Source organism: Ursidibacter sp. B-7004-1 (genome assembly GCF_053654055.1).
This window is the reverse complement of record NZ_JBSIUP010000009.1, coordinates 1-26,658: the sequence shown is the minus strand read 5'-3', so window position 1 is coordinate 26,658 and position 26,658 is coordinate 1. Positions and strand designations below refer to the sequence as shown.

The window sequence follows — 26,658 nt, the reverse complement described above, 5'->3', positions numbered from 1 at the left end:
AAAAAATGGCAACAGACAACAAAAGCTTTTTTCGGAAATTACTCGATCAATATAACCAACTTTGTAAAGATTTAGGGGTTGATGCAGGAGCTTGTCGTGGTTGTGTACCTGTTGTCAAATTTGACCCTGAGCCTGAAAAAAAGACAAAGCCTGAAGAGATAAAGGAAGATAAATAGGCAAAAATATAAAACCATAGCATCGCAATTATTCAACGGGGCTATGGTTTTTTCTGTACTGTATTACAGTTAAACATTCCCCTCGCCCGCTTGCGGGAGAGGGAAAAATTTGGCGTTCGCTAAGAACGACAAATTAGGGAGAGGGCAAAGGGTGGTAAATTTGTGAAAAAGTGATAAAAAGTTACCGTTTGTTTTCCCTCTCTCTGCTCAAAATTGCTGAACGCATTTTTGAGCTGTCTCTCTCCCGTAAACGGGCGAGAGTATCTTTTTATGTTTTACAAATACTGCATAATGTGCTTTTTCCTACTCTAATTTCATACTCCAGTAGCAGTAAAAAGGATGATTTATCTCAGTGGAGAGTAAAGAATAATAGTGAAAATAATTTTATTTGGAGATCTGAAATGACGAACTTAACTTCCTTTCAAACAATGGCAGAACAAGCATTACACGAATATTGTGAACGCCTTTCTTTACAGCCTAAAGATCTTTCCACAACGATGTGGTATCAGTTTATTGCACAACTTAGCCAACAAGCTATTTTGCAAAATTTCCCCAAAAACGCACCGCTTACAAATACTCGTAAGGTTAATTATCTCTCAATGGAGTTTTTAATTGGTCGCCTACTGGGTAATAACTTAATGAGCTTGGGCGTTTATCAAGATACTGATCGCTTATTAGCAAAATATGGTAAAAATTTGGTGGACGTACTAGAACAAGAACGAGATCCCTCATTAGGTAATGGTGGACTAGGACGTTTAGCCGCTTGTTATTTAGATTCAATGGCAAGTCTTGCTCAACCTGCGGTCGGCTACGGTTTACATTATCAATACGGTCTATTTAAACAGAGTTTTGGTTGGGCTGGTGAACAACAAGAAACAGGTGATGCGTGGCATCGAGATTTCTATTTACAACAACATCACCGCCCTGAATTACAGCAAATGGTTGGATTTGCAGGGGAAGTTAGGTATTGTGGAGATGATCGCTATGAGTGGCAACCTGCGTGGACGATTTTCGGTGAAGCCTTTGATTTACCTGTGGTGGGCTATAAAGGGGTACAACAACCTTTACGCTTATGGCAAGGTTACAGTGAAACCGCTTTCGACTTAGCACTCTTTAATGATGGTGACTATTTGCAATCAGAAAGCAAAGTCATTGATGCGTCTAAATTAACTAAAGTGCTCTATCCGAACGATAACCACCAAGAAGGCAAAGAACTCCGTTTAATGCAACAATATTTCCATTGTGCTTGTTCTATTGCTGATATTTTACGAGAGCATTTAGCCAAAGGTCGCACCTTACAACAACTCCCTGAATTTGAAGTCATTCAGCTTAATGATACGCACCCTGCGATCGCAATTCCTGAGTTAATGCGTATATTACTCGATCAACATCAACTTCATTGGGAAGAAGCGTGGGCGATCTGCTCAAAAACCTTTGCCTATACCAACCACACATTATTGCCTGAAGCCCTTGAGCAATGGGATCAGCCTTTATTAGCCAAAATGCTACCACGTCATTTAATTATCATTGAACGCATCAATAATGAGCTTTATCAACAGGTTAAAGCCGAATTTAGCGAAGATGAATTTAGCCAAGCGTGGCAAGAAACCGCCGTTTTAATGAATAATAAAGTCAGAATGGCAAATTTATGTGTTGTTGGCTCTTTTGCGGTAAATGGTGTGGCACAAATTCACTCTGATTTGGTGGTAAGCGATCTTTTCCCTGCCTATGCTCGTTTATTTAAAGGGCGTTTCCATAATGTAACAAACGGTATTACCCCTCGCCGTTGGATTCGTCAATCTAATCCTGCGTTAAGTCAGTTATTAGATCAACATATTCAAGGGGATTGGACAAAAGATCTTGAATTAATACGCCAAATTGAGCCTCTTGCAAAAGATCCGCAATTCCAGACCGCTTATCGCCAAATTAAACAGCAAAATAAACAGGAATTGGCTCAAGTTATTCAAGAAACTATCGGCTTAAAAGTGAATGAAAATGCGATATTTGATGTTCAAATTAAACGTTTCCACGAATATAAACGTCAGCATTTAAACTTACTCAATATTATTGCGACTTATCAAGAGTTAAAGGCAAATCCTACTCAAGAATGCGTACCGAGAGTCTTTATTTTTGCAGGAAAAGCAGCACCGGGCTATTTTATGGCAAAACAGATTATCCAAGCGATAAACGGTGTTGCTAAGGTTATCAATAGTGATCCTGATATGCAGAATAAACTACAAGTTGCTTTCTTACCTGATTACCGAGTGAGCTTGGCAGAAAAAATTATCCCAGCCGCAGATGTTTCCGAGCAAATTTCCCTTGCAGGTAAAGAAGCATCAGGTACAGGAAATATGAAATTGGCACTAAACGGTGCAATTACATTGGGGACGTTAGACGGTGCTAATGTAGAAATTGCAGAATATGCGGGGGAAGAAAATGTGGTTATTTTCGGACATACGGTGGATTCTGTTCGCCAATTACGCACAGAAGGATATGTCTCTAAACGTTATTATGAGCAAGATGAAACCTTGCGTAAGGCGATTGATGCCCTTGCAGACGGCACTTTCTCCGAAGGCGATACAGAACGCTTTGAAGCATTAGTGAATGATATGCTTAATCACGATTATTTCTGCGTATTAGCTGATTTTGCAAGCTATCGTCAAGCTCAACAAGAAATTGCAAAACGCTACCAAAATCAGACCGCTTGGGTAGAATCGACCATTCTCAATACCGCTCGTTTAGGTACGTTCAGTTCTGACCGTTCAATTCGTGATTATCAAACACGTATTTGGCACAAAGACTAATCTTTAGTCAAAAAATAATAGGGCGTTTTAAACGCCCTATCAGATTATTGACAACATTTTTTCACTCGGATACTAAGCGTGGTGTCTACAAAATAAATTATAACTAGTTTAAAAATTAATTATTTCATATTTGTTATGAGGGAATGAAACCCTTAGTATCTGTTTATTAAGCACAACAAACCTCGACATAACATAAAATTTATAGGAACACTTTAGCTCACAATATTAAATATTTAACTTACGATGCTAATTGTAGTTCTTCAACGGGGGCTATATATTGGGAATGTTGTTTCCATAACGTATCGTGTGTGGAAATAAACTGTCCTTCTTGTTTGCCAAACCAAGTAAGTTTATTGTGTAGTTTAACTACTTCACCAATTACGATGAGAGCTGGTGTTTCTGCTTGTTCAGCCAGTTCAGCAAGATTTTCTAATGTCCCTGTTCTGACTGTTTGATTTGGTAGTGTTCCATTACTCACGACAGCGACTGGTGTGTCTTTTGCTCGTCCATAACGTTGTAGCTGTTCGCTTAATTCACGAGCTTTAATTGTTCCCATATATACCACCAAAGTTTGATTACCTTGGGCTAGGGTTTCCCATTTGAGTTTATTTCCATCAGGTTTCTGATGTCCTGTGATAAAGAGAGCCGTTTGGGAATGATCTCGATGAGTTAAAGGAATACCTGCGTAGGCGGTTGCACCTAATGCAGCAGTAATCCCAGGGACAACGGAATAAGGAATATTCTCCGATTTTAAAACTTCCAATTCTTCGCCACCACGTCCAAATACAAATGGATCACCGCCTTTCAAACGTACAACTCGTTTTCCTTGTTTAGCGTACTTAACTAATAACTGGTTAGTTTCTTCTTGCAAGACACTATGATTCCCAGCTCTTTTACCAACAAAAACTTTATCTGCATCACGGCGGACTAATTCTAAAATAGCATCGGATACTAGGGCATCGTATAACACCACATCAGCTTGTTGGATAGATTGTAAGCCTTTTAATGTCAATAAACCTGCGTCACCTGGCCCTGCTCCGACTAATGATACTTCACCAATAATTGGGTTATCTTGTTCAAGTTCTCGATGTAAAAATAATTCAGCCTGTTCAATTTGATGATTTTCAGTTAGACGCTGAAAGGTCTGATGTGTAAATAGTTTTTCCCAAAAACGGCGACGTTGCGTTAAATCGGCAAATTTTTCTTTTACGACATTACGCCAACGAGCTGCAATATCTGACATAGCACCGATATTGTGTGGAATTAAGGCTTCTAATTTTTCTCTTAGTAAGCGAATTAATACAGGCGATGCACCACCACTAGAGATCGCAATTTGGATAGGTGAACGATCAACAATAGATGGAAAAATATAGCTACAATGGGGCTGATCATCTACTACATTCACTAAACGCTGTTGAGCTTCAGCACTGTTAAACACGAATTGATTTAATTCTGCATCATCGGTTGCAGCAATAATTAAATAGGCTTGATTAACTTGCGATGGCTCAAATTGTTTTGCAATCCATTCCACTTTTTCTTCTGCTAATAACTGTTGTAATTCTTTATGTAATTTTTCGGCAACGATACGAACTTTAGCCTGAGCTTTTAATAAAGCGGTGATTTTACGCAATGCGATATGTCCGCCACCTACAACGAGTACAGGACGCTGTTTTAAATCCACAAAAATAGGTAGGTAATTCATTGTTTTTCTCCCAAATACAACTGATCGAATAATGCCCCATCAGCAAAATGCTGTTTCGTAATCTGCTTCCACTCACCGAATAATTCGTTCACATTAAAAGTTTCAACGTTAGGAAAACGTTGTGCAAATTCATTTAATATAGTTGGGTGAGTGGGTCTAAAATAATTTTCTGCAGCAACACGTTGAGCCTGCTCTTGCCACAGCGATGCAATAAAATCTTGAGTTAAACTCTGGCTTTTATGTTTTTTAGTATTCTTATTCACTTCTGCAACCAATACTTCTGCTGCAGCACTATAACTGGGATAAATCACTTCAAATTTGTCTTCCCCTAAAGCTTTTGCAGCTAGACTGGCTTCGTTTTCAGGTGCAATCAACACATCACCTATTTCGCGTTGTACAAATGTAATGGTTGCGGCTCTTGCTCCTGCATCGAAAAGCGGTACGTTTTGTAGAACTTTTTGCAAAAATACGTTGCCTTGTTGTTCATCAGCATAGTGTTTACGAGCAAAGCCAAACAGTGAGAGATAAGCATATCGTCCATTTCCTGATGTTTTTGGATTTGCGAAAACGACTTTGACCCCATCTTTTGCAAGATCGTCCCAATCTCGAATTTGTTTTGGATTACCTTTTCTGACTAATAACACAATAGTGGTATAAAAAGGCACTGCATTGTTGGGATATTTTTGTTGCCAATCAGGAGAAACCCAACCATTTTTAACCAGTAATTCAATATCATTACGTTGATTTAGTATAACAACATCTGCAGGTAATCCATTTTGAACTGCTATTGCCTGTTTACTTGCTCCACCAAAAGAGAGTCCAACATTTAAGTTACCGTGTTGGTTAATATAAATCGGTAAATATTGTTTGTAGTAATCACGAATAACATCGTAGGCAACTAATAGCATTTGTTCTTTTGCTTCTGCATTTTTTATACCGATTGATAATGACGATATACCAAATAGAAATATCAATAATATCCTTTTCATTTTATCCCCCTGAATGTTTTTCGTAATATTTATACGCAAGAATGATTTTGATGAAAAATAATAAGGGAATATACGTTAGAAAATTTTGGAATAACGCCCTAAAGATAAGCCTTATATCTTCTTTTGAAATGGCAAGATGATAATTATTATCAACAATCTTGTGTTTTTAGATCTTTAAGTTATATCTGAAATAATTCTGTTCTTTCTCTATAAAATAAATTTAGCGATAGTGTAATTAGAACACTTTTATTTATTATGAGTTGAATGAAACATTATAAGGGGGAAAAATGGGGTTATTTTCCACAAGAAAAACCTTACCTGCATTTAGGTTAAGTTTAGGGATCACATCTTTTTGGATTATTTCAATGGTTATTCTACCATTTATTATGTTATTTCTAACAACAATACAATTAGAATGGCAGAGTATTTGGGAAACAGTTACGAATAAAAGGGTTATTTATTCTATTTTATTATCTTTTAAACTCGCATTTATTTCAGCTCTCATTAACATCATTTTCGGCACAATTACTGCTTGGGTGTTAGTGCGATATGAATTTAAAGGAAAAAATATTCTTAATGCTTTAATTGATTTACCTTTTGCTTTACCAACAGCAGTAGCAGGGATTGTTCTTGCTACGTTATATGCACCTAATGGATTATTTGGGCAGTTTTTTCATCAATTTGATATAAAAATTGCCTTCACACCAGTGGGTATTCTCATTGCATTAATTTTTGTGAGTTTTCCTTTTACAGTGAGAGCTATTCAACCTGTATTAAAAGATCTTGACCCATCTTTAGAAGAAGCAGCTTCAATCTTAGGTGCTAGTAAATTTACCATTTTATATAAAGTTATTTTACCTACTTTATATCCAGCTATTATTAGTGGAGCAGGAATGGGGTTTGCTAGATCATTAAGTGAGTATGGTTCAGTTATTTTTATTGCCGGTAATATTCCCCTTGTATCTGAAATTACGCCGCTGATTATTATGTCTAAATTAGATATTTATGATATTCAAGGAGCTTCTGCCATTGCTTTTTTAATGTTGTTGCTCTCATTTTTAGTATTGTTAGCGATTAACTTCATTGAAGGTTATTTTAGCCGTCATATTACAAAATAATAAGCAAAGGAGAATAAAATGAATGCTATAAATCGATCTAATCATTATTTGGCTAAATATCTATTGATTTCTATTACAGTTGTTTTCTTAACAATATTATTGATTATTCCATTAGGTGCAATTTTTTATGAGGCGCTAAAATCTGGTTGGGATAATTTTTCCAATGCACTGTATCAAACAGAAGCGATAAATGCGATTAAATTAACGTTAATTGTTGCTATTATTTCTCTACCATTAAATTTATTTTTTGGTGTAATGATGGCGTGGTTATTAGCTAATTTTGACTTTAAAGGTAAAAAGATTATTCTCACCTTTATTGATTTACCTTTGACAGTTTCCCCAGTTGTTGCAGGGTTAATGTTAATTTTATTGTTCGGTATTAATGGATTATTTGGTGATTTACTCGATGCGCTTAATTTAGAAGTTATATTTGCACTACCTGGAATTATTATCGCTACCTTATTTGTTACCTTCCCGATTGTAGTGAAATCATTATTACCCGCAATGAAAAACTTAGGCAATAGCGAGGAACAAGTGGCATTAACTTTAGGGGCTAATTTCTGGCATATTCTATTTAAAGTTACATTGCCTAAAATAAAATGGCCGCTTTTATACGGCATTATTTTAGCAAATGCTCGAACAATCGGAGAATTTGGTGCGGTGAGTGTTGTTTCGGGACATATTCGAAACCAAACCAATACTATTCCGCTCCACGTTGAGATTTTATATAACGAATACCAATTTACCGCAGCTTTTGCTTGTGCCAGCTTGCTTGCTTTAATTGCTATTTCAACATTGTTATTACAAAACCTAATTGAATATATGCAGAAACAAAAACAGAAGAATATTCAACCGCAAAGTGATTATATAAATGAAGGAGTTTAAGATGTCTGTTGTTATTGAAAACTTAAATAAACATTTCGGAAAATATCAAGCCCTACATAACATCAATTTATCATTAGAAAAAGGTGAGCTAATTTCTTTATTAGGCCCTAGTGGCTGTGGAAAAACATCACTATTACGGATAATTGCTGGTTTAGATACCAGTGATACTGGAAAGATCTTTTTCTCTGGTAAAGATGTTACTCATTTGAATGCTGCTGAACGAAAAGTGGGGTTTGTATTTCAGCATTATGCACTCTTTCGTCATATGACCATTTTTGATAATGTTGCCTTTGGATTAAATGTGCAGCCTCGTAGTAAGCGGTTAAATAAGCAAGAAATTTTGCAACGAGTAATGGAATTATTAAAACTAGTTAAGTTAGAACACCTCGCTCACTCTTTTCCTGACCAGCTATCAGGAGGACAAAGACAGCGTGTTGCTCTTGCTCGAGCCTTAGCTGTTAAGCCAGAAGTATTACTATTAGATGAACCCTTTGGTGCTTTAGATGCACAAGTGCGTAAAACTTTACGCCGTTGGCTGAAAACACTACATAAAGAGCTAAATATTACTTCAATTTTTGTTACTCACGATCAGGAAGAAGCATTAGAAGTATCTGATCGAATTGTCGTAATCAATCACGGTAAAATAGAGCAAGTTGATATACCACAGAATATTTATTATGCACCTCAAACTGAATTTGTCAGCGGTTTTGTTGGTGATACCAATAAATTCCAAGGATATGTTGAAGAAAATAATTTAGTGGTAGGGGAATTCGCACATAAATTAGCAGAACATTCTACTGAAAAAGCAAATAATGGCAATATCACTGCTTATGTAAGACCTTATGAACTTACATTATCACGTTCAGCTGAAAATGCGTTAGCAAAAGGGAAAATCAGCCATATTCACGCTATCGGCTTTTTGACTCGCATTGAAATTTATAGTGAGCAATCAGAAGAGCCCATTGAAGTGCTTTTAACTAAAGATGCTTTTCAACGTGGTAATTATCAGATTAACGAAGAAGTCTTTTTAATTCCTGATAACCTAAGTTTATTCCAACATTTGAATATGTAACTAAAGATAGTGTGGGCAAAAGAATGAAAAGTATCGTTGATTTAATAAAATTCCTTATAAAATCACACACTTAATAAGAGCGATTATCAATACATTAGAATGGTTTAATCTGTTTTTTGAGGTAGATCACAAAACTGCTTTTTTTATGTTAATAAATTGTAAAAAGTGGTTATAAACCATAAAAAATAATGGCAAAATATCTGCAAATTTTAGTTGATGTATTTATATTCCCAAGGAGGAAATTGTGCAAACTATCAATGTTGATGTTGCCATTGTGGGCGCTGGTGGTGGCGGTTTACGTGCTGCAATTGCAGCTGCGGAAGCGAATCCAAATCTAAAAATAGCTTTAATTTCAAAAGTTTATCCTATGCGTAGCCATACTGTTGCGGCAGAAGGGGGAGCGGCTGCAGTAGTTAAAGAAACTGACTCTTATGATAAACATTTCCACGATACCGTAGGTGGGGGAGATTGGTTATGCGAGCAAGATGTTGTAGAGTACTTTGTAGAGCATTCTCCAGTTGAAATGACCCAACTTGAGCGTTGGGGTTGCCCTTGGAGTCGTAAAGAAGACGGTGATGTAAATGTTCGCCGTTTCGGTGGAATGAAAATCGAGCGTACTTGGTTTGCAGCCGACAAAACAGGTTTCCACTTATTACATACCCTTTTCCAAACTTCAATTAAATACCCACAAATTATCCGTTTTGATGAGCATTTTGTGGTAGATATTTTAGTTGATGATGGTCACGCTCGTGGCTGTGTTGCAATGAATATGATGGAAGGAACTTTCGTCCAAATCAATGCAAATGCGGTTGTAATTGCCACTGGTGGTGGTTGTCGAGCATATCGCTTTAACACCAATGGTGGTATCGTAACGGGTGATGGCTTATCAATGGCTTATCGCCACGGTGTACCATTGCGTGATATGGAATTTGTACAGTATCACCCAACAGGCTTACCAAATACAGGTATTTTGATGACAGAAGGTTGTCGTGGTGAAGGCGGTATCTTAGTGAATAAAGATGGTTATCGTTATTTACAAGATTATGGTCTAGGACCAGAAACACCAATTGGTAAACCAGAAAATAAATATATGGAATTAGGTCCACGTGACAAAGTTTCTCAAGCATTCTGGCAAGAATGGCGTAAAGGCAACACATTAAAAACAGCAAAAGGTGTTGATGTTGTACATTTAGATTTACGTCATTTAGGTGAAAAATACTTACACGAGCGTTTACCATTCATTTGTGAATTAGCAAAAGCTTATGAAGGTGTAGATCCAGCTAAAGCTCCAATCCCTGTTCGTCCTGTTGTTCACTACACAATGGGTGGTATTGAAGTTGATCAACAAGCAGAAACCTGCATTAAAGGCTTATTTGCGGTGGGTGAGTGTGCATCATCAGGCTTACACGGAGCAAACCGTTTAGGCTCAAACTCATTAGCTGAATTAGTCGTGTTCGGTAAAGTGGCAGGTGAGATGGCAGCCCAACGTGCAGTTGAAGCAAGCCCTCGCAACCAAGCGGTAATTGATGCACAGGCTCAAGATGTGTTAGAACGTGTTTATGCGTTAGCTCGTCAAGAAGGCGAAGAATCTTGGTCACAAATTCGTAATGAAATGGGTGACTCAATGGAAGAAGGCTGTGGTATTTATCGTACACAAGAGAGTATGGAAAAAACAGTCGCTAAAATTGCAGAGTTAAAAGAACGTTATAAACGTATTAAAGTAAAAGACACTTCAAGTGTATTTAATACCGATTTACTCTATAAAATTGAGTTAGGGTATATTCTTGATGTTGCTCAATCTATTTCATCATCAGCAGTTGAACGTAAAGAATCTCGTGGTGCTCACCAACGTTTAGACTATGTAGAACGTGATGATGTAAATTACTTAAAACACACTCAAGCATTCTACAATGCAGATGGTGCACCAACGATCAAATATAGCGATGTGAAAATTACCAAATCACAACCTGCAAAACGTGTGTATGGTGCGGAAGCAGAAGCACAAGAAAAAGCGGCAGCAAACAAGGAGTAACAGAAGATGACTAACCAAAGTAAAATGACAGTCGAAGTGCTTCGTTATAACCCTGAACAAGATAACGAACCATTCTTAGCTAAATATGAAGTACCTTATGATAGCCAAACTTCATTACTTGATGCACTTGGTTATATTAAAGATGAATTAGAGCCAGAGCTATCTTATCGTTGGTCTTGTCGTATGGCGATCTGTGGCTCTTGCGGTATGATGGTAAACGGTAAACCCAAATTAGCTTGTAAGACATTCTTGCGTGATTACAGTGGTTATATGCGAATTGAACCGCTTGCAAACTTCCCGATTGAACGTGATTTAGTGGTTGATTTAAGCCACTTTATTGAAAGTCTGGAATCTATCAAGCCATATATCATTGATAATAAAGCTCCAGAGTTAGATGGTAAACCGCACCCATCAGCAGAATTAGCGAAAAGTCGTACAAAACAAACACCAGCACAGTTGGAGAAATATCGTACATTCTCAATGTGTATTAACTGTGGTTTATGTTATGCAGCTTGCCCACAATTTGGTCTAAATCCTGAATTTGTTGGGCCTGCCGCATTAACCCTTGCTCACCGTTATAACTTAGATAACCGTGATAATGGTAAAGCGGAACGTATGAAAATTCTAAATGGCAAAAATGGTGTTTGGAGTTGTACTTTCGTGGGTTACTGTTCAGAAGTTTGTCCAAAACACGTTGGCCCAGCATCTGCCGTAAACCAAGGTAAGATTGAAAGTGCGAAAGACTATGTATTTGCAATGTTAAAACCGCAGAAGTAAGGAGAGTAAGATGACAACAACAGCCAGTAAACGCAAAAAATATGTGCGTGAAATTAAACCAACGTGGTGGAAGAAGTTAGATTTTTACAAATTCTACGTTTTGCGTGAAAGCACATCAGTACCAACCGTTTGGTTCTGCTTAGTTTTACTCTATGGATTAGTTTCTTTGGGTAAAGGCACTTTTGCAACTGATTTCGTAGGCTTTTTACAAAACCCAGTAGTAGTTATTCTAAATATTATTACCTTAGGGGCGGTATTATTAAATAGCTTTACTTTTTTTGGTATGGCACCACAAATGATGAACGTTATTGTGAAAAATGAACGTATAAATGTTACTCTAGTTTCTCGAGCTTTTTGGGGAATTACCGCATTTGTGAGCTTACTTGCTTTAATTTTAGTATAAGGGGAATACAATGGATAAACTTAACCCAAAACGTTCGAATGAACCAGCAGTGTGGTTATTATTCGGTGCAGGTGGTGCAATTAGTGCGATCTTTTTCCCTGTATTAGTGTTAATTCTTGGTTTTTTATTACCGTTTGGAATTATCACACCAGATAATATTATTGCATTTGCCCATACTTGGATCGGAAAATTAGCTATCTTAGCATTTCTCATCTTCCCTATGTGGTGTGGTATGCACCGTATCCATTTAGGATTACACGATTTTAAAGTACACGTTCCTGCTGGTGCTTGGATTTTCTATGGATTATCAGCCCTTTATAGCGTGCTTGTGTTCTTTGCAGTAATTAACTTATAGCTTTTGATTAAATAGAATATAAAAGGCTATTCTTTTAGTAGGGAATAGCCTTTTATTTTATAATCAACAAGTATTTTGTAAATTTTTTGTTAAAAGCAACCACTTGTTATATAGTCGAGCAAATTTATACAATAATAAACAAAGGAGTTAATGATGTTGAACATTGTTTTTTTAGATAGAACTGGCGTGCCAGCAAGCCACGATATTCCACGCCCAAGTTTTCCACATAATTGGGTTGAATATGATCGCACTTCAGCAGATGAAACTTACGAACGAGTTAAAGATGCAGATATTGTGGTTACCAGTAAAGTGGTTTTTAATCGTGAGCTTTTAGCAAAATTACCAAAATTAAAATTGATTGCGATAACAGCAACAGGAACTAACAATATTGATTTAGTTGCCGCAAAAGAGCTGGGTATTGCGGTTAAAAATGTAACGGGATATTCATCGGTGACAGTGCCTGAACACGTTTTAGGAATGATCTTCGCCCTTAAACATAGTTTGGTTGGCTATCATCGAGATCAAATCACTTCAGACCGTTGGGCAACCTGTGGGCAATTCTGCTATACCGATTACCCGATTACAGATGTGCGTGGGGCAACATTGGGCGTTTTTGGTAAAGGGTGCTTAGGTACAGAAGTGGGGCGTTTAGCACAACTACTAGGAATGAACGTGCTTTATGCAGAACATAAAGGTGCTACAACCATTCGTGAAGGCTATACCGCATTTGAAGATGTTTTAAAACAAGCTGATATTGTTACGCTACATTGTCCATTAACTGAAACGACACAGAATTTAATCAATGCGGATACATTAGCGTTAATGAAACCAAGTGCTTATTTAATCAATACTGGACGTGGCCCTTTAGTTGATGAAACTGCTTTATTACACGCCCTTGAGAATGGTGTGATTGCAGGAGCTGCATTAGATGTATTAGTGAAAGAACCGCCTGAGAAAGACAACCCACTTATCCAAGCAGCAAAACGTTTACCTAATTTATTGATTACTCCACATATTGCGTGGGCAAGTGATTCCGCCGTAACCACCTTAGTCAATAAAGTCGCTCAAAATATTGAAGAATTTGTCACAACGGGAAAATAGGAGACTCCGATGAAAACAAAAACAGCAGTTGCATTAGCATTCGCCTCATTATTTGCTTTTTCAGCACCAACAATGGCAAATGAAATGGCAAAAATTGAAGTTAAAGTTCAACAATTAGACCCGCAAAATGGTAATAAAGATGTGGGCGTTGTTACGATTACGGAATCGTCTTATGGTTTGGTCTTTACGCCAAATCTAACAGGACTTTCTCACGGATTACACGGTTTTCATATTCACGAAAACCCAAGCTGTGATCCTAAAGAGAAAGATGGAAAGCTAGTTGCTGGTTTAGGTGCTGGCGGACATTGGGATCCAAAAGGAACGAAAAAACACGGTTTCCCTTGGGTCGATGACGCTCATTTAGGTGATTTACCTGCATTAACGGTAGATCACGATGGTAATGCAACTAACCCTGTACTTGCTCCACGCTTGAAAAAATTAGATGAAGTAAAAGGTCGCTCATTAATGATTCACGCAGGTGGGGATAATCATTCAGATCATCCTGCACCACTTGGTGGCGGCGGACCTAGAATAGCTTGTGGTGTAATTAACTAAAAAATAGCTCAAATAAGCGGATAGATTTTGGTAGAATTTTACCAATTTCTATCCGCTTATCTTTTTTGAATGAAATGATGAATTTTAAAATCCCTTTATTTATTGCATTACGCTACTGGCGTTCTAAGAGTGGCGACAAATTTGGTCGTTTGGTAACTAATCTAGCCAGTTTAGGTATTGTGTTAGGTGTAATGGCGTTAGTTATTGTGCTATCAGTAATGAATGGTTTAGAAACTACACAAAAGCATAATTTACTCTCAACTTTGCCACATGCAATTATTACTCCTAGTGAACGCCCTTGGAATGTACCTAAGTCTCTTAATGCCCCAAACTTTGTTGAAAAAGCGGTGGTTATTAACCGAGCGAATGTCGTTATTCAGAGTCAGCAGGGTATAAATGCTGGACAATTGATAGGTGTTCAGTCAAATACGGATGATCCATTACTTACGGATATTGTTAATCTTTCTGATTTTCTGCCGACTAACCAGTTTAATGTCATTATTGGCTCTCGTTTAGCACAGGAATTAAACTTAAATCTAGGTGATAAAATCCGCCTAATGATTACAGAAAATAGCCAATACACACCATTTGGACGAGTACCAGTTCAACGGCTATTTACTATTTCTCAAATATATCATTCTCAAAATGAAGCAAGTGAGTATATCCTGTTTGCTAATTTGACGGATGTTGGACGTTTATTACGTTTAGATGTAACTACAGCACAAGGGTTAAGACTATTCCTCAGTGATCCTTTTGATGTGACTGAACTGCCTAAATACTTTTCTGATAATAATTGGCAAATTAACGATTGGCGTGAGCAAAAAGGCGAGTTTTTCCAAGCGGTTAGAATGGAAAAAAATATGATGAGCCTATTGGTTAGCTTAATTATCATTGTCGCCATTTCCAATATTGTAACGTCCCTAAGTTTAATGGTGGTTGATAAACAAGGGGAAATTGCTATTTTACAAACACAGGGACTAACAAAAGGGCAAGTAATGCAAATTTTTGTTGCACAAGGTGCGATAGTGGGTGTTATTGGTGCATTATTAGGGGGAGGACTAGGTCTGTTAATTGCTCAACATTTATCTGTGATACTTAATTTTGTAAATCCTTTAGGCGTAGTGTTACCAACAGAAGTTGCTTACTCTCAGATTACGGTTGTACTACTTTCTTCAATGGCTCTATCGTTATTATGTACCCTTTACCCAGCTTATCGAGCCGCTAAAATTGAACCTGCGGAGGCGTTACGTTATGAGTAGAAAATCGCCAATTCCTAAAATGCCTTGGGCTGCGGATCATCAATGGCAGTTTAAACCTTATCCTTTATGCGTTATTTGTATTGCAATGGCATTGATGGGTATCGGTGATGGTTTACTCGTATTAGCTAATTTAGGGGCAACACCTTGGACAATATTTGCTCAAGGTGTTGCACTACAAACAGGACTATCTATTGGTGTTGTAATCGCCATTGTTAGCTTAATTGTATTACTATTATGGATTCCACTTAAATTACGAATCGGTTTAGGTACTTTGCTTAACGTATTCATTATCGCACTTTTTATTGATCTCACCGTCAATTATATTCCTGCCCCATCAGGTACAATGGCGCGTATTTTCTTGATGATTTTTGCCATTGTATTATTCGGTATTAGTACAACCTTTTATCTTTCTTGCCAACTGGGAGCAGGGCCTCGCGATGGGTTGATGGTAGGTGTCTGCTTAAAATATGGCTGGAAAGTTGGAATTGTTCGTACAACCATTGAAGCGACAGTAGGTATTCTAGGGCTATTATTAGGTGGTACGTTAGGCATCAGTACTATTGCTTTCGCATTAGGTGTAGGTTGGATTATTCAATTTACAGCAATGGCATTTCAACGTTTTGGAAACCAAACAAGCGGTAAGATTTAATCAACATTTTACAAAGGAGTTATCAATGTCAAATATTAAAGAGATCTATTTAGCAGGCGGCTGTTTTTGGGGAACAGAAGCCTTTATGCAACGCATCAATGGGGTAATAGATGCTGAATCTGGCTATGCAAATGGCGGTAGTTTAAATCCAACTTATAAAGACGTTTGCAATGGGAGTGGACACGCAGAAGTTGTAAAAGTGACTTATGATGTAAATAAAATCAGCCTAGCAAAATTATTGGATTACTACTTTAAAGTGATTGACCCGATTAGTATCAATCAACAAGGTGCAGATAAAGGTATTCAATATCGTACAGGTATTTATTATGTTGATCCGCAAGATAGCCCTATTATTACTCAATCTCTTACAGAACTACAAAAAGCCTATGCTCAGCCATTAGCAGTAGAAAATGAGATGTTAGAACACTATTTTCCAGCTGAAGAGTATCATCAAGATTATTTGGATAAAAACCCGAATGGTTATTGCCACATTGATATTCAGTTAATGAATGAGATTTTAAAAAACCAAGATTAAGATAGATGAGTAGATGGAATGTATAAGGGCAGTTTACCAAATTTATTGCGTAAATTATTAGAAGTCATAGTCAATTTTCATTATAATCGACAAGCTACTACTGCATTTTGTAGTATTTAGTTTATTAGATTTTTAATAAATAGGAGAAAATATTATGTCTATGATGGAAGGAAAAAAAGTTCCTCAAGTTACATTCCACACTCGTCAAGGCGATCAATGGGTTGATGTTACCAGCTCAGAGCTTTTTGATAATAAAACGGTTGTATTATTTTCATTGCCAGGTGCATTTACCCCAACTTGTTCTTCAACGCACTTACCACGTTATAATGAATTAGCCGCAGAATTTAAAGCTCTGGGTGTTGATGACATCATTTGTGTATCAGTGAATGATACCTTTGTAATGAACGCTTGGAAAGCAGATCAAGAATGTGCAAACGTAACTGTATTACCAGATGGTAATGGCGAATTTACCGCTGGTATGGAAATGTTGGTTGATAAAAATGATCTTGGTTTCGGTAAACGTTCTTGGCGTTATTCAATGCTAGTTAAAAATGGTGTAGTTGAGAAAATGTTTATTGAGCCAAATGAACCAGGTGATCCATTCAAAGTATCTGATGCAGATACGATGATTCAATATCTCAAACCTGATTGGAAGGCAAAACCATCGGTGTCTATTTTTACTAAGCCAGGTTGCCCTTATTGCATTAAAGCTAAAACGTTATTAGCTGAGAAAGGCTTTACTTATGAAGAAATCATTTTAGGTCGTGATGCTAGCACCACTTCTGTTCGAGCAATTACTGGTAAAACCAGCGTGCCACAAATTTTCATCGGTGGTCAATACATTGGCGGTAGTGATGATCTTGAGAAGTATTTTGCATAATTTTTAAAGAGTAAAATTTCTTAATGCTAAAACTTAGTTCATTTTATAGTGAACTAAGTTTTTTATTAGTATAGCCCTACCTTTCGGTAGGGTTTTAGAGGATAGCGAATGCACGCTAAGGAGAAAATATGTCTAAACTATTTTGCAAGTTTTTGACGGATTGCATTCGCTAATTCGGTGCTTACTTTTTCAAAGTGAGCTAATTGTCTTTCTACAATTTCAGGCACAGTTACACCTGATAAACCTGCCGCAAAGTTACCAGCTAGGCGATCTTTCTCTTCAGCAGTAAAGATATTATAAAGTGCTGCTGGTTGTGAATAGTAATCTTCATCATACTCACGGAAATTAAAATGTGCTGCTTCACGTTCAATTTGTAATGGTAATTGATCGTGCGTTGGTACATAAGTATCAAAACGGTTTGGTGCATAGTTAGGGTTATTACCACCATTTGCATCTACACGCATTGCACCATCACGATGAGTTGTGTGATATGGGCATTTTGGTGCATTTACAGGAATTTGGTGATGGTTTACACCTAAACGGTAACGTTGTGCATCTTGATAAGAGAACAAACGACCTTGTAACATACGATCTGGTGAGAAACCAATTCCAGGTACGATGTTAGATGGAGCAAAAGCAGCTTGCTCTACTTCAGCAAAGTAGTTCACTGGGTTACGGTTTAACTCCAATACACCCACTTCAATAACTGGGTAATCTGCGTGTGGCCATACTTTTGTTAAGTCAAATGCATAGTTATGTTTGTGAGCATCAGCTTCTGGCATAATTTGCACTTGAACTGTCCAACGTGGGAAATCCCCTTTCTCAATAGACTCATATAAATCTTTTTGGCTTGATTCACGATCTTCACCCACCACTTTAGCCGCTTCTTCATTAGTAAAGAATTTATGACCTTGTTGTGTTTTGAAGTGGAATTTAACCCAGAAACGCTCATTTGCTTCGTTTACAAAACTATATGTGTGGCTACCATAACCATTCATATGACGTAATGTCGCTGGAATACCACGATCTGAGAATAATGTCATAATTTGGTGCATTGACTCAGGGTGACGTGACCAGAAATCCCACGCAGCATTTGCATCACGCAAGTTAGTTTGTGGATTACGTTTTTGTGTATGAATAAAATCAGGGAATTTTAATGGATCACGAATAAAGAATACAGGTGTGTTGTTACCTACTAAATCCCAGTTCCCTTGTTCTGTATAGAATTTTAATGAGAAACCACGAACATCACGCTCAGCATCAGCCGCACCACGCTCACCTGCTACCGTTGAAAAACGTAATAAAACTTCAGTTTCTGCACCTGGTTTGAATACAGCTGCTTTAGTGTATTTGGTAATATCTGCAGTCACTTTAAATGTACCGTAAGCCGCAGAACCTTTTGCGTGAACAACACGCTCAGGAATACGCTCACGAGCAAAGTGTGCTAATTTTTCTTGAAACCAAACGTCTTGTAATAATAATGGACCACGAGGACCCGCAGACATTGTATTATCATTATCTACTACTGGTGCACCAGCAGCAGTTGTTAATGTTTTTGATCCGTGATCAAAAGGACATTTTGACATAATAAGATTCTCCTCAAAAATAGGGTTAGGTAATTTGCGAAGTGGATTATACGTAGCCCCCTTAATTTCTCAATCTATTGATTTGATAATATATGACTATTAAAAATATAAATTTAATAGGATTTATTGATAATAATAATCAATTGAAATTTTAAGCGAATGTAGTAGTTACAACAAAAAGTACTAAAAAGATGAAAAGCCTCAAATAGAGACTCAGACTGATGACAAACCCCAATTTGTTGTATTCAATAAACGGACGCCAGCGTGGCGTCCCTACACAACAAAATAAAATCTGTTATTTTTCAATTAGTTATAACTTTCCTTGTAGGGACGCCACGCTGGCGTCCGAATGAAAAAAGACTTTGTCAATAATCTGAGCCTCAAATAAAGGCTAGTAATATGAATGTAGAAGCTACTTTAAGATAGGTTGAATAATTTAACGTAATTTACTTATCGCAAAACTAATCAAGAAACAGCCCGCTTGTAGCAAGATAATGGTAGGTCCTGTCGCCACATTAAAGTGGAAACTAAGGAAGACACCCCAAAAGGCACTCAACAACGATGTCCCAACCGCAATGAGTAACATTCGGTCAAAACGTTTTGCTAGGGTATATCCTGTAATCCCCGGAGTAATTAACATCGCAACAACTAAAATAACACCGACTACTTGCATTGCACTGATGATAACTAATGCAAGTAGCACTAATAAACCATAATGCAATACTTTATTATTTAGTCCAACTGTTCTTGCGTGACTAGGATCAAAGCAATAAAGCAATAGATCTTTACGTTTTATTAAAATAACAAGCAATACAGTAAATGCAATCCATAACGATTGGCGAAATTCTTCCTCTGTAATACCAAGTAAATCACCAAATAAGATATGCATTAGATGTTGATCAGTCTGCACTTTAGCAAACAAAACTAATCCAAATGCAAACATTCCTGAAAATACAATTCCCATTACTGTATCTTCTTTTATTCGGCTATTCTCTTTAAGATAACCTACGGCAACAGCACAAAATATCCCAGAGACAAACGCCCCTATCGCTAATGGAATAGCAAGTAAGTATGCGATTACAATACCAGGTAATACAGCGTGAGAGATCGCATCGCCCATCAATGACCAACCTTTCAAGACTAAATAGCACGATAAGGTTGCACAAACGACACCGACAACCAAAGCGACAATTAACGCTTGTTGCATAAAAGGATATGAAAGTGGTTCAGCAAACCAATTTATAACGGTATCAAACATTATTGTTCTCTCCGTAAGCGGTTACTTTCGGTGATTTTTTTGCAAATTTACGGGGTAATAATCCATATTTAGGTGCAAAGAAAAAGGCGATTAGGAAAATCAGCGTTTGTAATGAAACAATAAATCCACCCGTTGCACCATCTGCAAAATAACTTAAATAAGCTCCAACGGAACCAGTTACGCCACCAAGAATAATTGAGATAATCAGTAATTTTCCAAATCTATCCGTCAGTAAGTAAGCAGTTGCCCCAGGAGTAACCACCATCGCAATGACTAAAATTGCACCCACACTTTGTAGAGCAGTTACAATACAAGCACTGAGTAGAGAGAAAAATAGAATTTTAAGTCGAATAGGTGAAATACCGACAGCTTTTGCTTGCACTTCATCAAAAAAGACAAGTAATAAATCTTTCCAATAAATAATCAGAAAAAAGAGTGAAACCCCAAGAATGATAGCAACCTGTAACATATCCTCATCGGCAATACCTAAAATATTACCAAGAATAATAGACTGCACATTTACTGATGTTGGATTGATAGAAATAATCAGTAACCCAAAAGCAAAAAAAGTACTGAAAATAAAACCAATAATGGCATCTTCTTTTAATTTGGTAACAGATTTGATCGCTAAAATAGCAATAGTTGCAATAAAGCCTGAAAAAAATGCCCCTATCGCATAAGGTAATGAAAATGCGTATGCCAAAGCAACACCCGGAACGACAGCGTGAGAAAGTGCATCACCAATTAACGACCAGCCTTTTAACATTAAATAAGCTGAAAGAAAAGCACAGACTGCCCCTATCGCACCGCTTGCCACTATGGCTTTAAACATATAATCATAAGAGAAAGGTTCAAGTAACCATTCAATCATTACAATTCCTTGCGTTGATCTGGTTGCTCCGCAAGAAAATGTTGATAACGCAATACTCCGCCAAACACTCGTTCTAGATTTTCAGGCGTGAAAGTCGTCTCAATCGCACCTGTTGCAAGAACGGTTCGGTTAATCATTACTGCTTGGTCACAAAAACTGGGAACAGAACTTAGATTATGTGTGGAAACAAGAATAAGATGCCCCTCATTTCGCAATTGTTTCAATAGATCCATAATTGCGTTTTCAGTGGTTACATCAACCCCTGTAAAAGGTTCATCTAGCAAAATAATTTGGCTTTCTTGTGCTAAGGCTCGGGCAAGAAAAACTCGCTTTTTTTGCCCGCCAGAAAGCTCACCAATTTGGCGATCACGCAAGTGAGCAATATTGACTCGCTCCATTGCATCAAGCACTTTCTGCTTGTCTAACGCTGTTGGCAAGCGTAAGAAGTTCATATAACCATAGCGTCCCATCATTACTACGTCATAAACTGAAACAGGAAATTGCCAATCCACTTCTTCACTTTGCGGCACATAGGCAACCAAATTTTGCTTTAATGCCTGATTAACAGGCATACCACAGATATGAATTTGCCCTTGGGGGCTTACTAGCCCCATAATGCTCTTAAATAAAGTTGATTTTCCACTACCATTGACCCCAAGTAATGCACAAATAGTGCCACCATTTAGGTCAAAGCTAATATCGTGAATGGCTGTGTGCCCATTGTTATAACGTACAGTAACATCTTTAACAGAAAGCGAACTTACGTGATCTCTCATTGATTACAACCTATTATTTTTCGAAACCTTTTACAATGGTACTTACAGTAACATTTAATAGATCGATATAGGTTGGTACAGCACCTTCTTTAGTAGATAGAGAATCTACATAAAGCACGCCACCGTATTTCGCTTTTGTTTCTTTTGCGACTTGTTTTGCAGGTTTATCAGAAATTGTACTTTCGCTAAATACGACAGGAATTTTATGCTCACGTACTTTCTTGATAACATTTTTGATTTGTTGCGGAGTGCCTTGAGCATCTGCATTGATCGGCCATAAGTAGAGTTCTTTAAAGCCATAATCTTGTGCTAAATAGCTGAATGCACCTTCGCTAGTTACCAACCAACGCTGTGCTTCAGGCACATTATTTAGTCTTGCACGAAGTGGCTCATCTAACGCAGTGATTTTTGCTACATAAGCTTTTGCATTGTTATTATAGGCTTCTGCATTCTCTGGGTCATACTTCACCAATGCTTGACGAATGTTTTCAATATAAATTAAGGCATTTTTGGTAGACATCCAAGCGTGTGGGTTTGGCATATCTTTGTATGGGCCTTCATAAATTGAAATTGGGGTAATACCTTCTGTTACTACTACCGCTGGTTTATCTTTCACTTGAGTGAAGAAACGCTCAAACCAACGTTCTAAATTCATTCCATTCCAAAGCACTAAATCGGCAGATTGTGCTTTTACAACATCTTGTGGGGTCGGTTGATAATCGTGGATTTCAGCACCCGGTTTAGTGATAGATTCTACCACTGCTTTATCACCCGCTACGTTTTGAGCGATGTCTTGAATAACAGTAAAGGTTGTGACAACTTTAAATTGTTTTGCTGACAACGGTGTAGCAGCAAGTAAAATTGTACCTAAGAGCGCGACTATTTTTTTCATTTTAATCTCCTTAAAAAAGTTATGGTCTTACGCACTTTCTATTATATACTTTCTCGGAAATTAAGCAAATGAAAATGATTTGCAAATTTTAGATTTACAATTTTACAAATCCTCTTTACGAAAATGTCGCTGGCTTTTTGTTTCCTCACGACTTTCAATTAAACGATGATAGTTTTCAAAGCGAACAGAATCAATCTTACCCAATTCAACCGCTTCTCGCACTGCACAACCCGGATCATCTTTATGCTTACAATCTCGGAATTTGCAAGTCCCCAATACAGATTGGAACTCACGATAGCCTTGAGTAATCTGTTCAGGTTCTAAATGCCATAATCCAAATTCACGAATCCCGGGTGAATCAATTAAATTCCCCCCTTGTTGTAGATGATATAAACGAGAGGCAGTAGTAGTATGTTGCCCTAGCCCTGAAGTATCACTAACAGCCCCTGTTTGAGCATTCACTTCAGGTAATAAGCGGTTAATTAAGCTTGATTTTCCAACACCTGATTGCCCAACAAAAATAGAAGTACCTTGTGCTAAATAAGCATCTAATGTTGCCATATTTTCACCACTATCTGCCGATAAACAGAGCGTTTGATACCCAATTTTTTGATAAATTGCCAACTGTTTTTCGACTTCTTGACGAGCTTGAGCATCAAGCAGATCAATTTTATTTAACACAATCAAAGCAGGAATATTCGCATTTTCACAAATGACCAAGTAACGATCAATAATATTCAACGACAGTTGGGGTAATACCGCAGACACAATAATAATTTGATCAATATTTGCCGCCATTACTTTGATACCATCATAATAATCAGGGCGACTTAATTCATTTTTGCGTGGATAAATCGCTTCAATGACACCACTTATTCCTTGTAATTGCTCATTTCCTAACCGCCAAGAAACCACATCTCCCACAACAACATTCTTTAGTGTACGGCGTAAATTACAACGAAAAATCTCACCGCTTTCCGTTTCCACATCAGCGTGTTTGGCGTGGCGAGTAACGACAATACCTTGCTGAATATCGCCAAGCATTTCATCTTGCCACTCAAATTCTTTTTTACTGATTTTTTTATGATGATTAGATTGAATACGACGTTGTTGATTTTGGGTTAATCGGCGTTTACTCAAAGGAAATACTCTCTTACAAAGGAATGACTAAAGCAGAAAGGATACTATAAAACAGCAACAAGCGGTGAGATTCTTACAGAAATTTGTAAATTAAAGTAGAGAGAAAATAAAAATCCCCTTTAATTAGGGGACTTCATAATGATTTTGACTTAATAGAGTAGCGAATTAGTTTTTACCAAAAAACTTCTGATCAAGCGATAATTTACCAGCCCCCGTTACCACAAACAATAAGAAGACAACTGAATATAATGCAGCTAGTTCCCCTTTGTTAAGCATTGGCTGTAATACATTTTCCGCTGTTGCGTGCACGATGAAATACGCATACGCCATTTGACCAGAGAGTAAAAAAGCTGTTGGACGTGTGAACAAACCTAAAATAATAAAGATACCGCCAACTACTTCTAAAATAGCAGCAAGACCGAATAAAGAAAATAGCTCTACGCTACCGTTCCCGCCTGTCATTGATACTGGAAATTCAAAAAATTTCGCCGTACCGTGTAATAAAAACATATAGCCTGTAACAATACGCACGAATAAGAAAACCACTGGGCTGAATTTGTCTAATAATTGATTCATTTTACTTTCCTTCTATAAAAAAATGATAAGCCTGACAAAAGTCAGGCTCTTGAATGGCATTATAATGATTAAAGAAATTTGATCATTATCAATTTTATAAATACACTATTAAGCATAACTTAATAAAGTTCGCCAAAGGTGTGTTATGTACGATTATAAATCTATCACTATTTTTACTACAGTAGTTGAACAAGGTTCAATGCAAGCTGCCGCCAATCAGCTTTCATTAACACCATCTGCTATTACGCAAGCCATTCAAAAACTTGAAACTCAACTAAATATTAAATTATTAAATCGTACCACTCGCAAATTATCACTGACTGAAGCTGGTGAGGTTTTCTATCAGCACGCAGCCAAAATGCAACAAAGTGCCGAAGATGCAATGAAAAGTGTGGAAATTTTGCGTTCTCAACCAATAGGTCAATTAACTATTGCTTGTGTAACAGGGCTTACAGATAGCCTACTTACGAGTGCATTCAAATCGGTTTTAGATAACCACCCTGAATTTCGTTTAAACCTATTATTTGAAGATAAAGTAATTGATTTATTAGAACAACGTGTTGATATCGCCTTGCGTTCAGGAACAGGGGTTTTAACTAATAATATGATTGCACGCCATATTTATGATTTTAAATGGGCTATTGTTGCTCATCGTCAATACTTTCAAGATAAAGCTATCCCAACCAGTTTAGTAGAATTAGCCAAGTTAGACTGGATCGATTTTTCAAACCCTAACTTTACTTCACTGACATTTAATAATGGTAATGAAAAACAAACTATTACTCCAATCTATCGCATCAGTTGCAATACGCTCTATGCAAGTCGCCGTTTAACAATGCGTGGGCTAGGCATTTCAATCCAGCCAATTGATGACGTTCAAGCTGATATTACAAGCGGTGAGTTAATCCAACTATTTAGCGATTGGCAATTACCATCTGTTCCACTTTATTTAGTTACGCTACAACGAATTCAATCAGAAAAAGTCCGTCTTGCTTGTGAGTTAATTATAGACTACTTCGCAAAATTGAAGCTCTGACCTGATAGTTTGGTCTATTTTTCATTGTTACACACACCTGAAATCTCTAAAGAATTGTATCTAAAAAAATCTGCACCCTACTCAGTGAATATTCACTTTTGGGGTACAGATTTATGTTAGTTACTCTCTATTTAAGTAAGCAATAGCATTACCATTGATATCCAACACTTGCCGCAGCACCGAAGTCGCCACGAGTATTTGCATTCACAGAGGCTTTAATGCCTACTTTTCCGTTGGCAGATAAACGAGAGTAACCTATTGCTACTGCACTTTCACCTTTATAAGTACCCATACCAGCAGCTACCATTGATTTACCTGGTAATGTAGCGTGATATAACCCAGCTGAAGCCATTGCACCCGCAACACCAGCACGCAAATTTTTATCCGTTTTATTAATACGGCTATTCACTGCACCAACACTTTCATTAAGTTGTGCTACATTTACAGCATCTGTTGGAGCTGTTCCACGAGCAACGTTAGTAACTTTTTTACTACCTGCATTAATACCGTCAGTGGCAATTTTCACATCACCTACTCTGATACCATCTTTATTAATATTAACATCACCTACCGTTACACTTTCGTACTCTACGTGAGGAGTAGACTCAACGATAACCGCATTCGGTTCGCTAGTACCAGCATCTTTAATAAGCATATTTTTGCCTGCTATTACTTTTGCTGGATCGCCTTTATCGCCTTTATCCCCTTTCTTACCATCTTTTACAGTAGTGGTAGTTGTGGTGTCATCTGGATTTGTGATGGTAATTGTATGAGTTCCATCGCCATTATCGGTAATGGCTGCAGTTGCTTTTTTACCATTTTCGCCACTTTCACCTTGTGGGCCTTGTTCACCTTGAGGACCTTTGTCACCTTGTGGACCTTTGTCACCTTGTGGGCCTTTGTCGCCATCTGGGCCTTTGTCACCTTGTGGACCTGCTTCACCTGTAGGGCCTTTGTCGCCCTGTGGACCTGCTTCACCTGTAGGGCCTTTGTCGCCCTGTGGACCTGCTTCACCTGTAGGGCCTTTGTCGCCCTGTGGACCTGCTTCACCGGTAGGACCTTTATCGCCTGTAGGACCTTGCTCACCTGCAGGACCTTGGTCACCAGTAGGACCTTGGTCACCAGTAGGACCTTTGTCGCCTACAGGACCTTGGTCACCTGTAGGACCTTTGTCGCCTGTAGGACCTTGGTCACCAGTAGGACCTTGGTCACCTGTAGGACCTTTGTCGCC

The 26,658-nt window shown here is 37.7% G+C and carries 26 protein-coding genes; 16 read left to right on the top strand and 10 right to left on the bottom strand.

Annotated features, from left to right (window positions below):
- Positions 1 to 5 precede the first annotated feature (5 nt).
- Complete coding sequence (locus tag ACWIW0_RS04490; RefSeq protein ID WP_454452372.1) at positions 6 to 176, top strand: DUF5363 domain-containing protein; 171 nt, start codon at positions 6 to 8, stop codon at positions 174 to 176.
- A 401-nt stretch (positions 177 to 577) separates the two neighbouring features.
- A complete protein-coding gene (gene glgP / locus ACWIW0_RS04485; protein WP_454452371.1) occupies positions 578 to 2,980 on the top strand; it encodes a glycogen/starch/alpha-glucan family phosphorylase in 2,403 nt (800 codons plus the stop codon).
- Positions 2,981 to 3,218: 238 nt separating this feature from the next.
- On the opposite strand, the gene cysG is transcribed toward glgP, so the two are convergent.
- Both cysG and ACWIW0_RS04475 read right to left on the bottom strand, forming a co-directional pair.
- Positions 3,219 to 4,682: a siroheme synthase CysG gene (gene cysG / locus ACWIW0_RS04480; protein ID WP_454452370.1), complete on the bottom strand. Its 1,464-nt coding sequence runs from the start codon at positions 4,680 to 4,682 to the stop codon at positions 3,219 to 3,221.
- Positions 4,679 to 5,671, bottom strand: a complete 993-nt coding sequence (locus ACWIW0_RS04475) for a sulfate ABC transporter substrate-binding protein (RefSeq protein WP_454452369.1) — start codon at positions 5,669 to 5,671, stop codon at positions 4,679 to 4,681. The genes cysG and ACWIW0_RS04475 overlap by 4 nt, the downstream gene beginning before the upstream one ends.
- A 287-nt stretch (positions 5,672 to 5,958) precedes the next feature.
- On the opposite strand from ACWIW0_RS04475, the gene cysT reads away from it, so the two are divergent.
- From cysT to ACWIW0_RS04410, 13 genes are all read left to right on the top strand, one after another.
- On the top strand, positions 5,959 to 6,789 hold the full coding sequence (cysT, locus tag ACWIW0_RS04470; protein ID WP_454452368.1) for a sulfate ABC transporter permease subunit CysT: 831 nt from the start codon (positions 5,959 to 5,961) through the stop codon (positions 6,787 to 6,789).
- 18 nt (positions 6,790 to 6,807) lie between these two features.
- A complete protein-coding gene (cysW, locus tag ACWIW0_RS04465) occupies positions 6,808 to 7,674 on the top strand; it encodes a sulfate ABC transporter permease subunit CysW (RefSeq protein WP_454452367.1) in 867 nt (288 codons plus the stop codon).
- Position 7,675: 1 nt separating this feature from the next.
- A complete protein-coding gene (locus ACWIW0_RS04460) occupies positions 7,676 to 8,746 on the top strand; it encodes a sulfate/molybdate ABC transporter ATP-binding protein (protein WP_454452366.1) in 1,071 nt (356 codons plus the stop codon).
- A 244-nt stretch (positions 8,747 to 8,990) separates the two neighbouring features.
- Positions 8,991 to 10,778, top strand: a complete 1,788-nt coding sequence (gene frdA, locus ACWIW0_RS04455; protein WP_157395307.1) for a fumarate reductase (quinol) flavoprotein subunit — start codon at positions 8,991 to 8,993, stop codon at positions 10,776 to 10,778.
- 6 nt (positions 10,779 to 10,784) lie between these two features.
- Positions 10,785 to 11,555, top strand: a complete 771-nt coding sequence (locus ACWIW0_RS04450) for a succinate dehydrogenase/fumarate reductase iron-sulfur subunit (protein ID WP_157395306.1) — start codon at positions 10,785 to 10,787, stop codon at positions 11,553 to 11,555.
- A gap of 10 nt (positions 11,556 to 11,565) precedes the next feature.
- The gene (gene frdC / locus ACWIW0_RS04445) at positions 11,566 to 11,958 is read left to right on the top strand and encodes a fumarate reductase subunit FrdC (protein ID WP_157395305.1); all 393 of its coding nucleotides are present in this window, start codon (positions 11,566 to 11,568) and stop codon (positions 11,956 to 11,958) included.
- 10 nt (positions 11,959 to 11,968) lie between these two features.
- Positions 11,969 to 12,313, top strand: a complete 345-nt coding sequence (frdD, locus tag ACWIW0_RS04440) for a fumarate reductase subunit FrdD (RefSeq protein WP_157395304.1) — start codon at positions 11,969 to 11,971, stop codon at positions 12,311 to 12,313.
- A 153-nt stretch (positions 12,314 to 12,466) separates the two neighbouring features.
- Entirely contained in the window at positions 12,467 to 13,414 is a 948-nt protein-coding gene (locus ACWIW0_RS04435) for a 2-hydroxyacid dehydrogenase (RefSeq protein ID WP_454452365.1), read from the top strand.
- Between the two features lie 9 nt (positions 13,415 to 13,423).
- A complete protein-coding gene (gene sodC / locus ACWIW0_RS04430) occupies positions 13,424 to 13,969 on the top strand; it encodes a superoxide dismutase [Cu-Zn] SodC (protein WP_454452364.1) in 546 nt (181 codons plus the stop codon).
- Between the two features lie 77 nt (positions 13,970 to 14,046).
- Positions 14,047 to 15,228 (top strand): lipoprotein-releasing ABC transporter permease subunit, encoded by a 1,182-nt coding sequence (locus ACWIW0_RS04425; protein ID WP_454452410.1) that lies wholly within the window; start codon positions 14,047 to 14,049, stop codon positions 15,226 to 15,228.
- Positions 15,221 to 15,877, top strand: a complete 657-nt coding sequence (yczE, locus tag ACWIW0_RS04420; RefSeq protein ID WP_454452363.1) for a membrane protein YczE — start codon at positions 15,221 to 15,223, stop codon at positions 15,875 to 15,877. Before ACWIW0_RS04425 ends, yczE begins: the two co-directional genes overlap by 8 nt.
- Positions 15,878 to 15,902: 25 nt before the next feature.
- Positions 15,903 to 16,412: a peptide-methionine (S)-S-oxide reductase MsrA gene (gene msrA, locus ACWIW0_RS04415; RefSeq protein ID WP_157393974.1), complete on the top strand. Its 510-nt coding sequence runs from the start codon at positions 15,903 to 15,905 to the stop codon at positions 16,410 to 16,412.
- Between the two features lie 154 nt (positions 16,413 to 16,566).
- On the top strand, positions 16,567 to 17,292 hold the full coding sequence (locus tag ACWIW0_RS04410; protein ID WP_454452362.1) for a glutathione peroxidase: 726 nt from the start codon (positions 16,567 to 16,569) through the stop codon (positions 17,290 to 17,292).
- Between the two features lie 137 nt (positions 17,293 to 17,429).
- Here the strand turns inward: ACWIW0_RS04410 and ACWIW0_RS04405 are convergent, their stop codons facing one another.
- The 7 genes from ACWIW0_RS04405 to ACWIW0_RS04375 form a co-directional block, all read right to left on the bottom strand.
- Positions 17,430 to 18,878: a catalase gene (locus tag ACWIW0_RS04405; RefSeq protein ID WP_454452361.1), complete on the bottom strand. Its 1,449-nt coding sequence runs from the start codon at positions 18,876 to 18,878 to the stop codon at positions 17,430 to 17,432.
- 436 nt (positions 18,879 to 19,314) lie between these two features.
- Positions 19,315 to 20,136 (bottom strand): metal ABC transporter permease, encoded by an 822-nt coding sequence (locus ACWIW0_RS04400; protein ID WP_454452360.1) that lies wholly within the window; start codon positions 20,134 to 20,136, stop codon positions 19,315 to 19,317.
- Complete coding sequence (locus ACWIW0_RS04395) at positions 20,129 to 21,007, bottom strand: metal ABC transporter permease (RefSeq protein WP_157395410.1); 879 nt, start codon at positions 21,005 to 21,007, stop codon at positions 20,129 to 20,131. Before ACWIW0_RS04395 ends, ACWIW0_RS04400 begins: the two co-directional genes overlap by 8 nt.
- Positions 21,007 to 21,783 carry an ATP-binding cassette domain-containing protein gene (locus ACWIW0_RS04390; RefSeq protein ID WP_454452359.1) on the bottom strand — a complete coding sequence of 259 codons (777 nt, stop codon included), beginning with the start codon at positions 21,781 to 21,783 and terminating at the stop codon, positions 21,007 to 21,009. Before ACWIW0_RS04390 ends, ACWIW0_RS04395 begins: the two co-directional genes overlap by 1 nt.
- A gap of 13 nt (positions 21,784 to 21,796) precedes the next feature.
- Entirely contained in the window at positions 21,797 to 22,675 is an 879-nt protein-coding gene (locus ACWIW0_RS04385) for a metal ABC transporter substrate-binding protein (protein WP_454452358.1), read from the bottom strand.
- A 102-nt stretch (positions 22,676 to 22,777) separates the two neighbouring features.
- Complete coding sequence (gene rsgA, locus ACWIW0_RS04380; RefSeq protein WP_454445973.1) at positions 22,778 to 23,815, bottom strand: small ribosomal subunit biogenesis GTPase RsgA; 1,038 nt, start codon at positions 23,813 to 23,815, stop codon at positions 22,778 to 22,780.
- A 165-nt stretch (positions 23,816 to 23,980) separates the two neighbouring features.
- Positions 23,981 to 24,391: a DoxX family protein gene (locus ACWIW0_RS04375; protein WP_454452357.1), complete on the bottom strand. Its 411-nt coding sequence runs from the start codon at positions 24,389 to 24,391 to the stop codon at positions 23,981 to 23,983.
- 145 nt (positions 24,392 to 24,536) lie between these two features.
- Between ACWIW0_RS04375 and ACWIW0_RS04370 the strand changes: the two genes are divergently transcribed.
- Complete coding sequence (locus tag ACWIW0_RS04370) at positions 24,537 to 25,427, top strand: LysR family transcriptional regulator (RefSeq protein WP_454452356.1); 891 nt, start codon at positions 24,537 to 24,539, stop codon at positions 25,425 to 25,427.
- A 148-nt stretch (positions 25,428 to 25,575) separates the two neighbouring features.
- Here ACWIW0_RS04370 and ACWIW0_RS04365 read toward each other — a convergent pair.
- Positions 25,576 to 26,658, bottom strand: a 1,083-nt coding sequence (locus tag ACWIW0_RS04365) for a YadA-like family protein (RefSeq protein WP_454452355.1), incomplete at its 5' end; no start/stop codon positions are given.

What these genes read in the sequence shown, in the direction of transcription:
- ACWIW0_RS04490 (WP_454452372.1), top strand. Translation starts at nt 6, where the DNA reads ATGGCAACAGACAACAAAAGCTTTTTTCGGAAATTACTCGATCAATAT.
- glgP (WP_454452371.1), top strand. Translation starts at nt 578, where the DNA reads ATGACGAACTTAACTTCCTTTCAAACAATGGCAGAACAAGCATTACAC.
- cysG (WP_454452370.1), bottom strand. Translation starts at nt 4,682, where the DNA reads ATGAATTACCTACCTATTTTTGTGGATTTAAAACAGCGTCCTGTACTC.
- ACWIW0_RS04475 (WP_454452369.1), bottom strand. Translation starts at nt 5,671, where the DNA reads ATGAAAAGGATATTATTGATATTTCTATTTGGTATATCGTCATTATCA.
- cysT (WP_454452368.1), top strand. Translation starts at nt 5,959, where the DNA reads ATGGGGTTATTTTCCACAAGAAAAACCTTACCTGCATTTAGGTTAAGT.
- cysW (WP_454452367.1), top strand. Translation starts at nt 6,808, where the DNA reads ATGAATGCTATAAATCGATCTAATCATTATTTGGCTAAATATCTATTG.
- ACWIW0_RS04460 (WP_454452366.1), top strand. Translation starts at nt 7,676, where the DNA reads ATGTCTGTTGTTATTGAAAACTTAAATAAACATTTCGGAAAATATCAA.
- ACWIW0_RS04450 (WP_157395306.1), top strand. Translation starts at nt 10,785, where the DNA reads ATGACTAACCAAAGTAAAATGACAGTCGAAGTGCTTCGTTATAACCCT.
- frdC (WP_157395305.1), top strand. Translation starts at nt 11,566, where the DNA reads ATGACAACAACAGCCAGTAAACGCAAAAAATATGTGCGTGAAATTAAA.
- frdD (WP_157395304.1), top strand. Translation starts at nt 11,969, where the DNA reads ATGGATAAACTTAACCCAAAACGTTCGAATGAACCAGCAGTGTGGTTA.
- ACWIW0_RS04435 (WP_454452365.1), top strand. Translation starts at nt 12,467, where the DNA reads ATGTTGAACATTGTTTTTTTAGATAGAACTGGCGTGCCAGCAAGCCAC.
- sodC (WP_454452364.1), top strand. Translation starts at nt 13,424, where the DNA reads ATGAAAACAAAAACAGCAGTTGCATTAGCATTCGCCTCATTATTTGCT.
- ACWIW0_RS04425 (WP_454452410.1), top strand. Translation starts at nt 14,047, where the DNA reads ATGAATTTTAAAATCCCTTTATTTATTGCATTACGCTACTGGCGTTCT.
- yczE (WP_454452363.1), top strand. Translation starts at nt 15,221, where the DNA reads ATGAGTAGAAAATCGCCAATTCCTAAAATGCCTTGGGCTGCGGATCAT.
- msrA (WP_157393974.1), top strand. Translation starts at nt 15,903, where the DNA reads ATGTCAAATATTAAAGAGATCTATTTAGCAGGCGGCTGTTTTTGGGGA.
- ACWIW0_RS04410 (WP_454452362.1), top strand. Translation starts at nt 16,567, where the DNA reads ATGTCTATGATGGAAGGAAAAAAAGTTCCTCAAGTTACATTCCACACT.
- ACWIW0_RS04405 (WP_454452361.1), bottom strand. Translation starts at nt 18,878, where the DNA reads ATGTCAAAATGTCCTTTTGATCACGGATCAAAAACATTAACAACTGCT.
- ACWIW0_RS04400 (WP_454452360.1), bottom strand. Translation starts at nt 20,136, where the DNA reads ATGTTTGATACCGTTATAAATTGGTTTGCTGAACCACTTTCATATCCT.
- ACWIW0_RS04395 (WP_157395410.1), bottom strand. Translation starts at nt 21,007, where the DNA reads ATGATTGAATGGTTACTTGAACCTTTCTCTTATGATTATATGTTTAAA.
- ACWIW0_RS04390 (WP_454452359.1), bottom strand. Translation starts at nt 21,783, where the DNA reads ATGAGAGATCACGTAAGTTCGCTTTCTGTTAAAGATGTTACTGTACGT.
- ACWIW0_RS04385 (WP_454452358.1), bottom strand. Translation starts at nt 22,675, where the DNA reads ATGAAAAAAATAGTCGCGCTCTTAGGTACAATTTTACTTGCTGCTACA.
- ACWIW0_RS04375 (WP_454452357.1), bottom strand. Translation starts at nt 24,391, where the DNA reads ATGAATCAATTATTAGACAAATTCAGCCCAGTGGTTTTCTTATTCGTG.
- ACWIW0_RS04370 (WP_454452356.1), top strand. Translation starts at nt 24,537, where the DNA reads ATGTACGATTATAAATCTATCACTATTTTTACTACAGTAGTTGAACAA.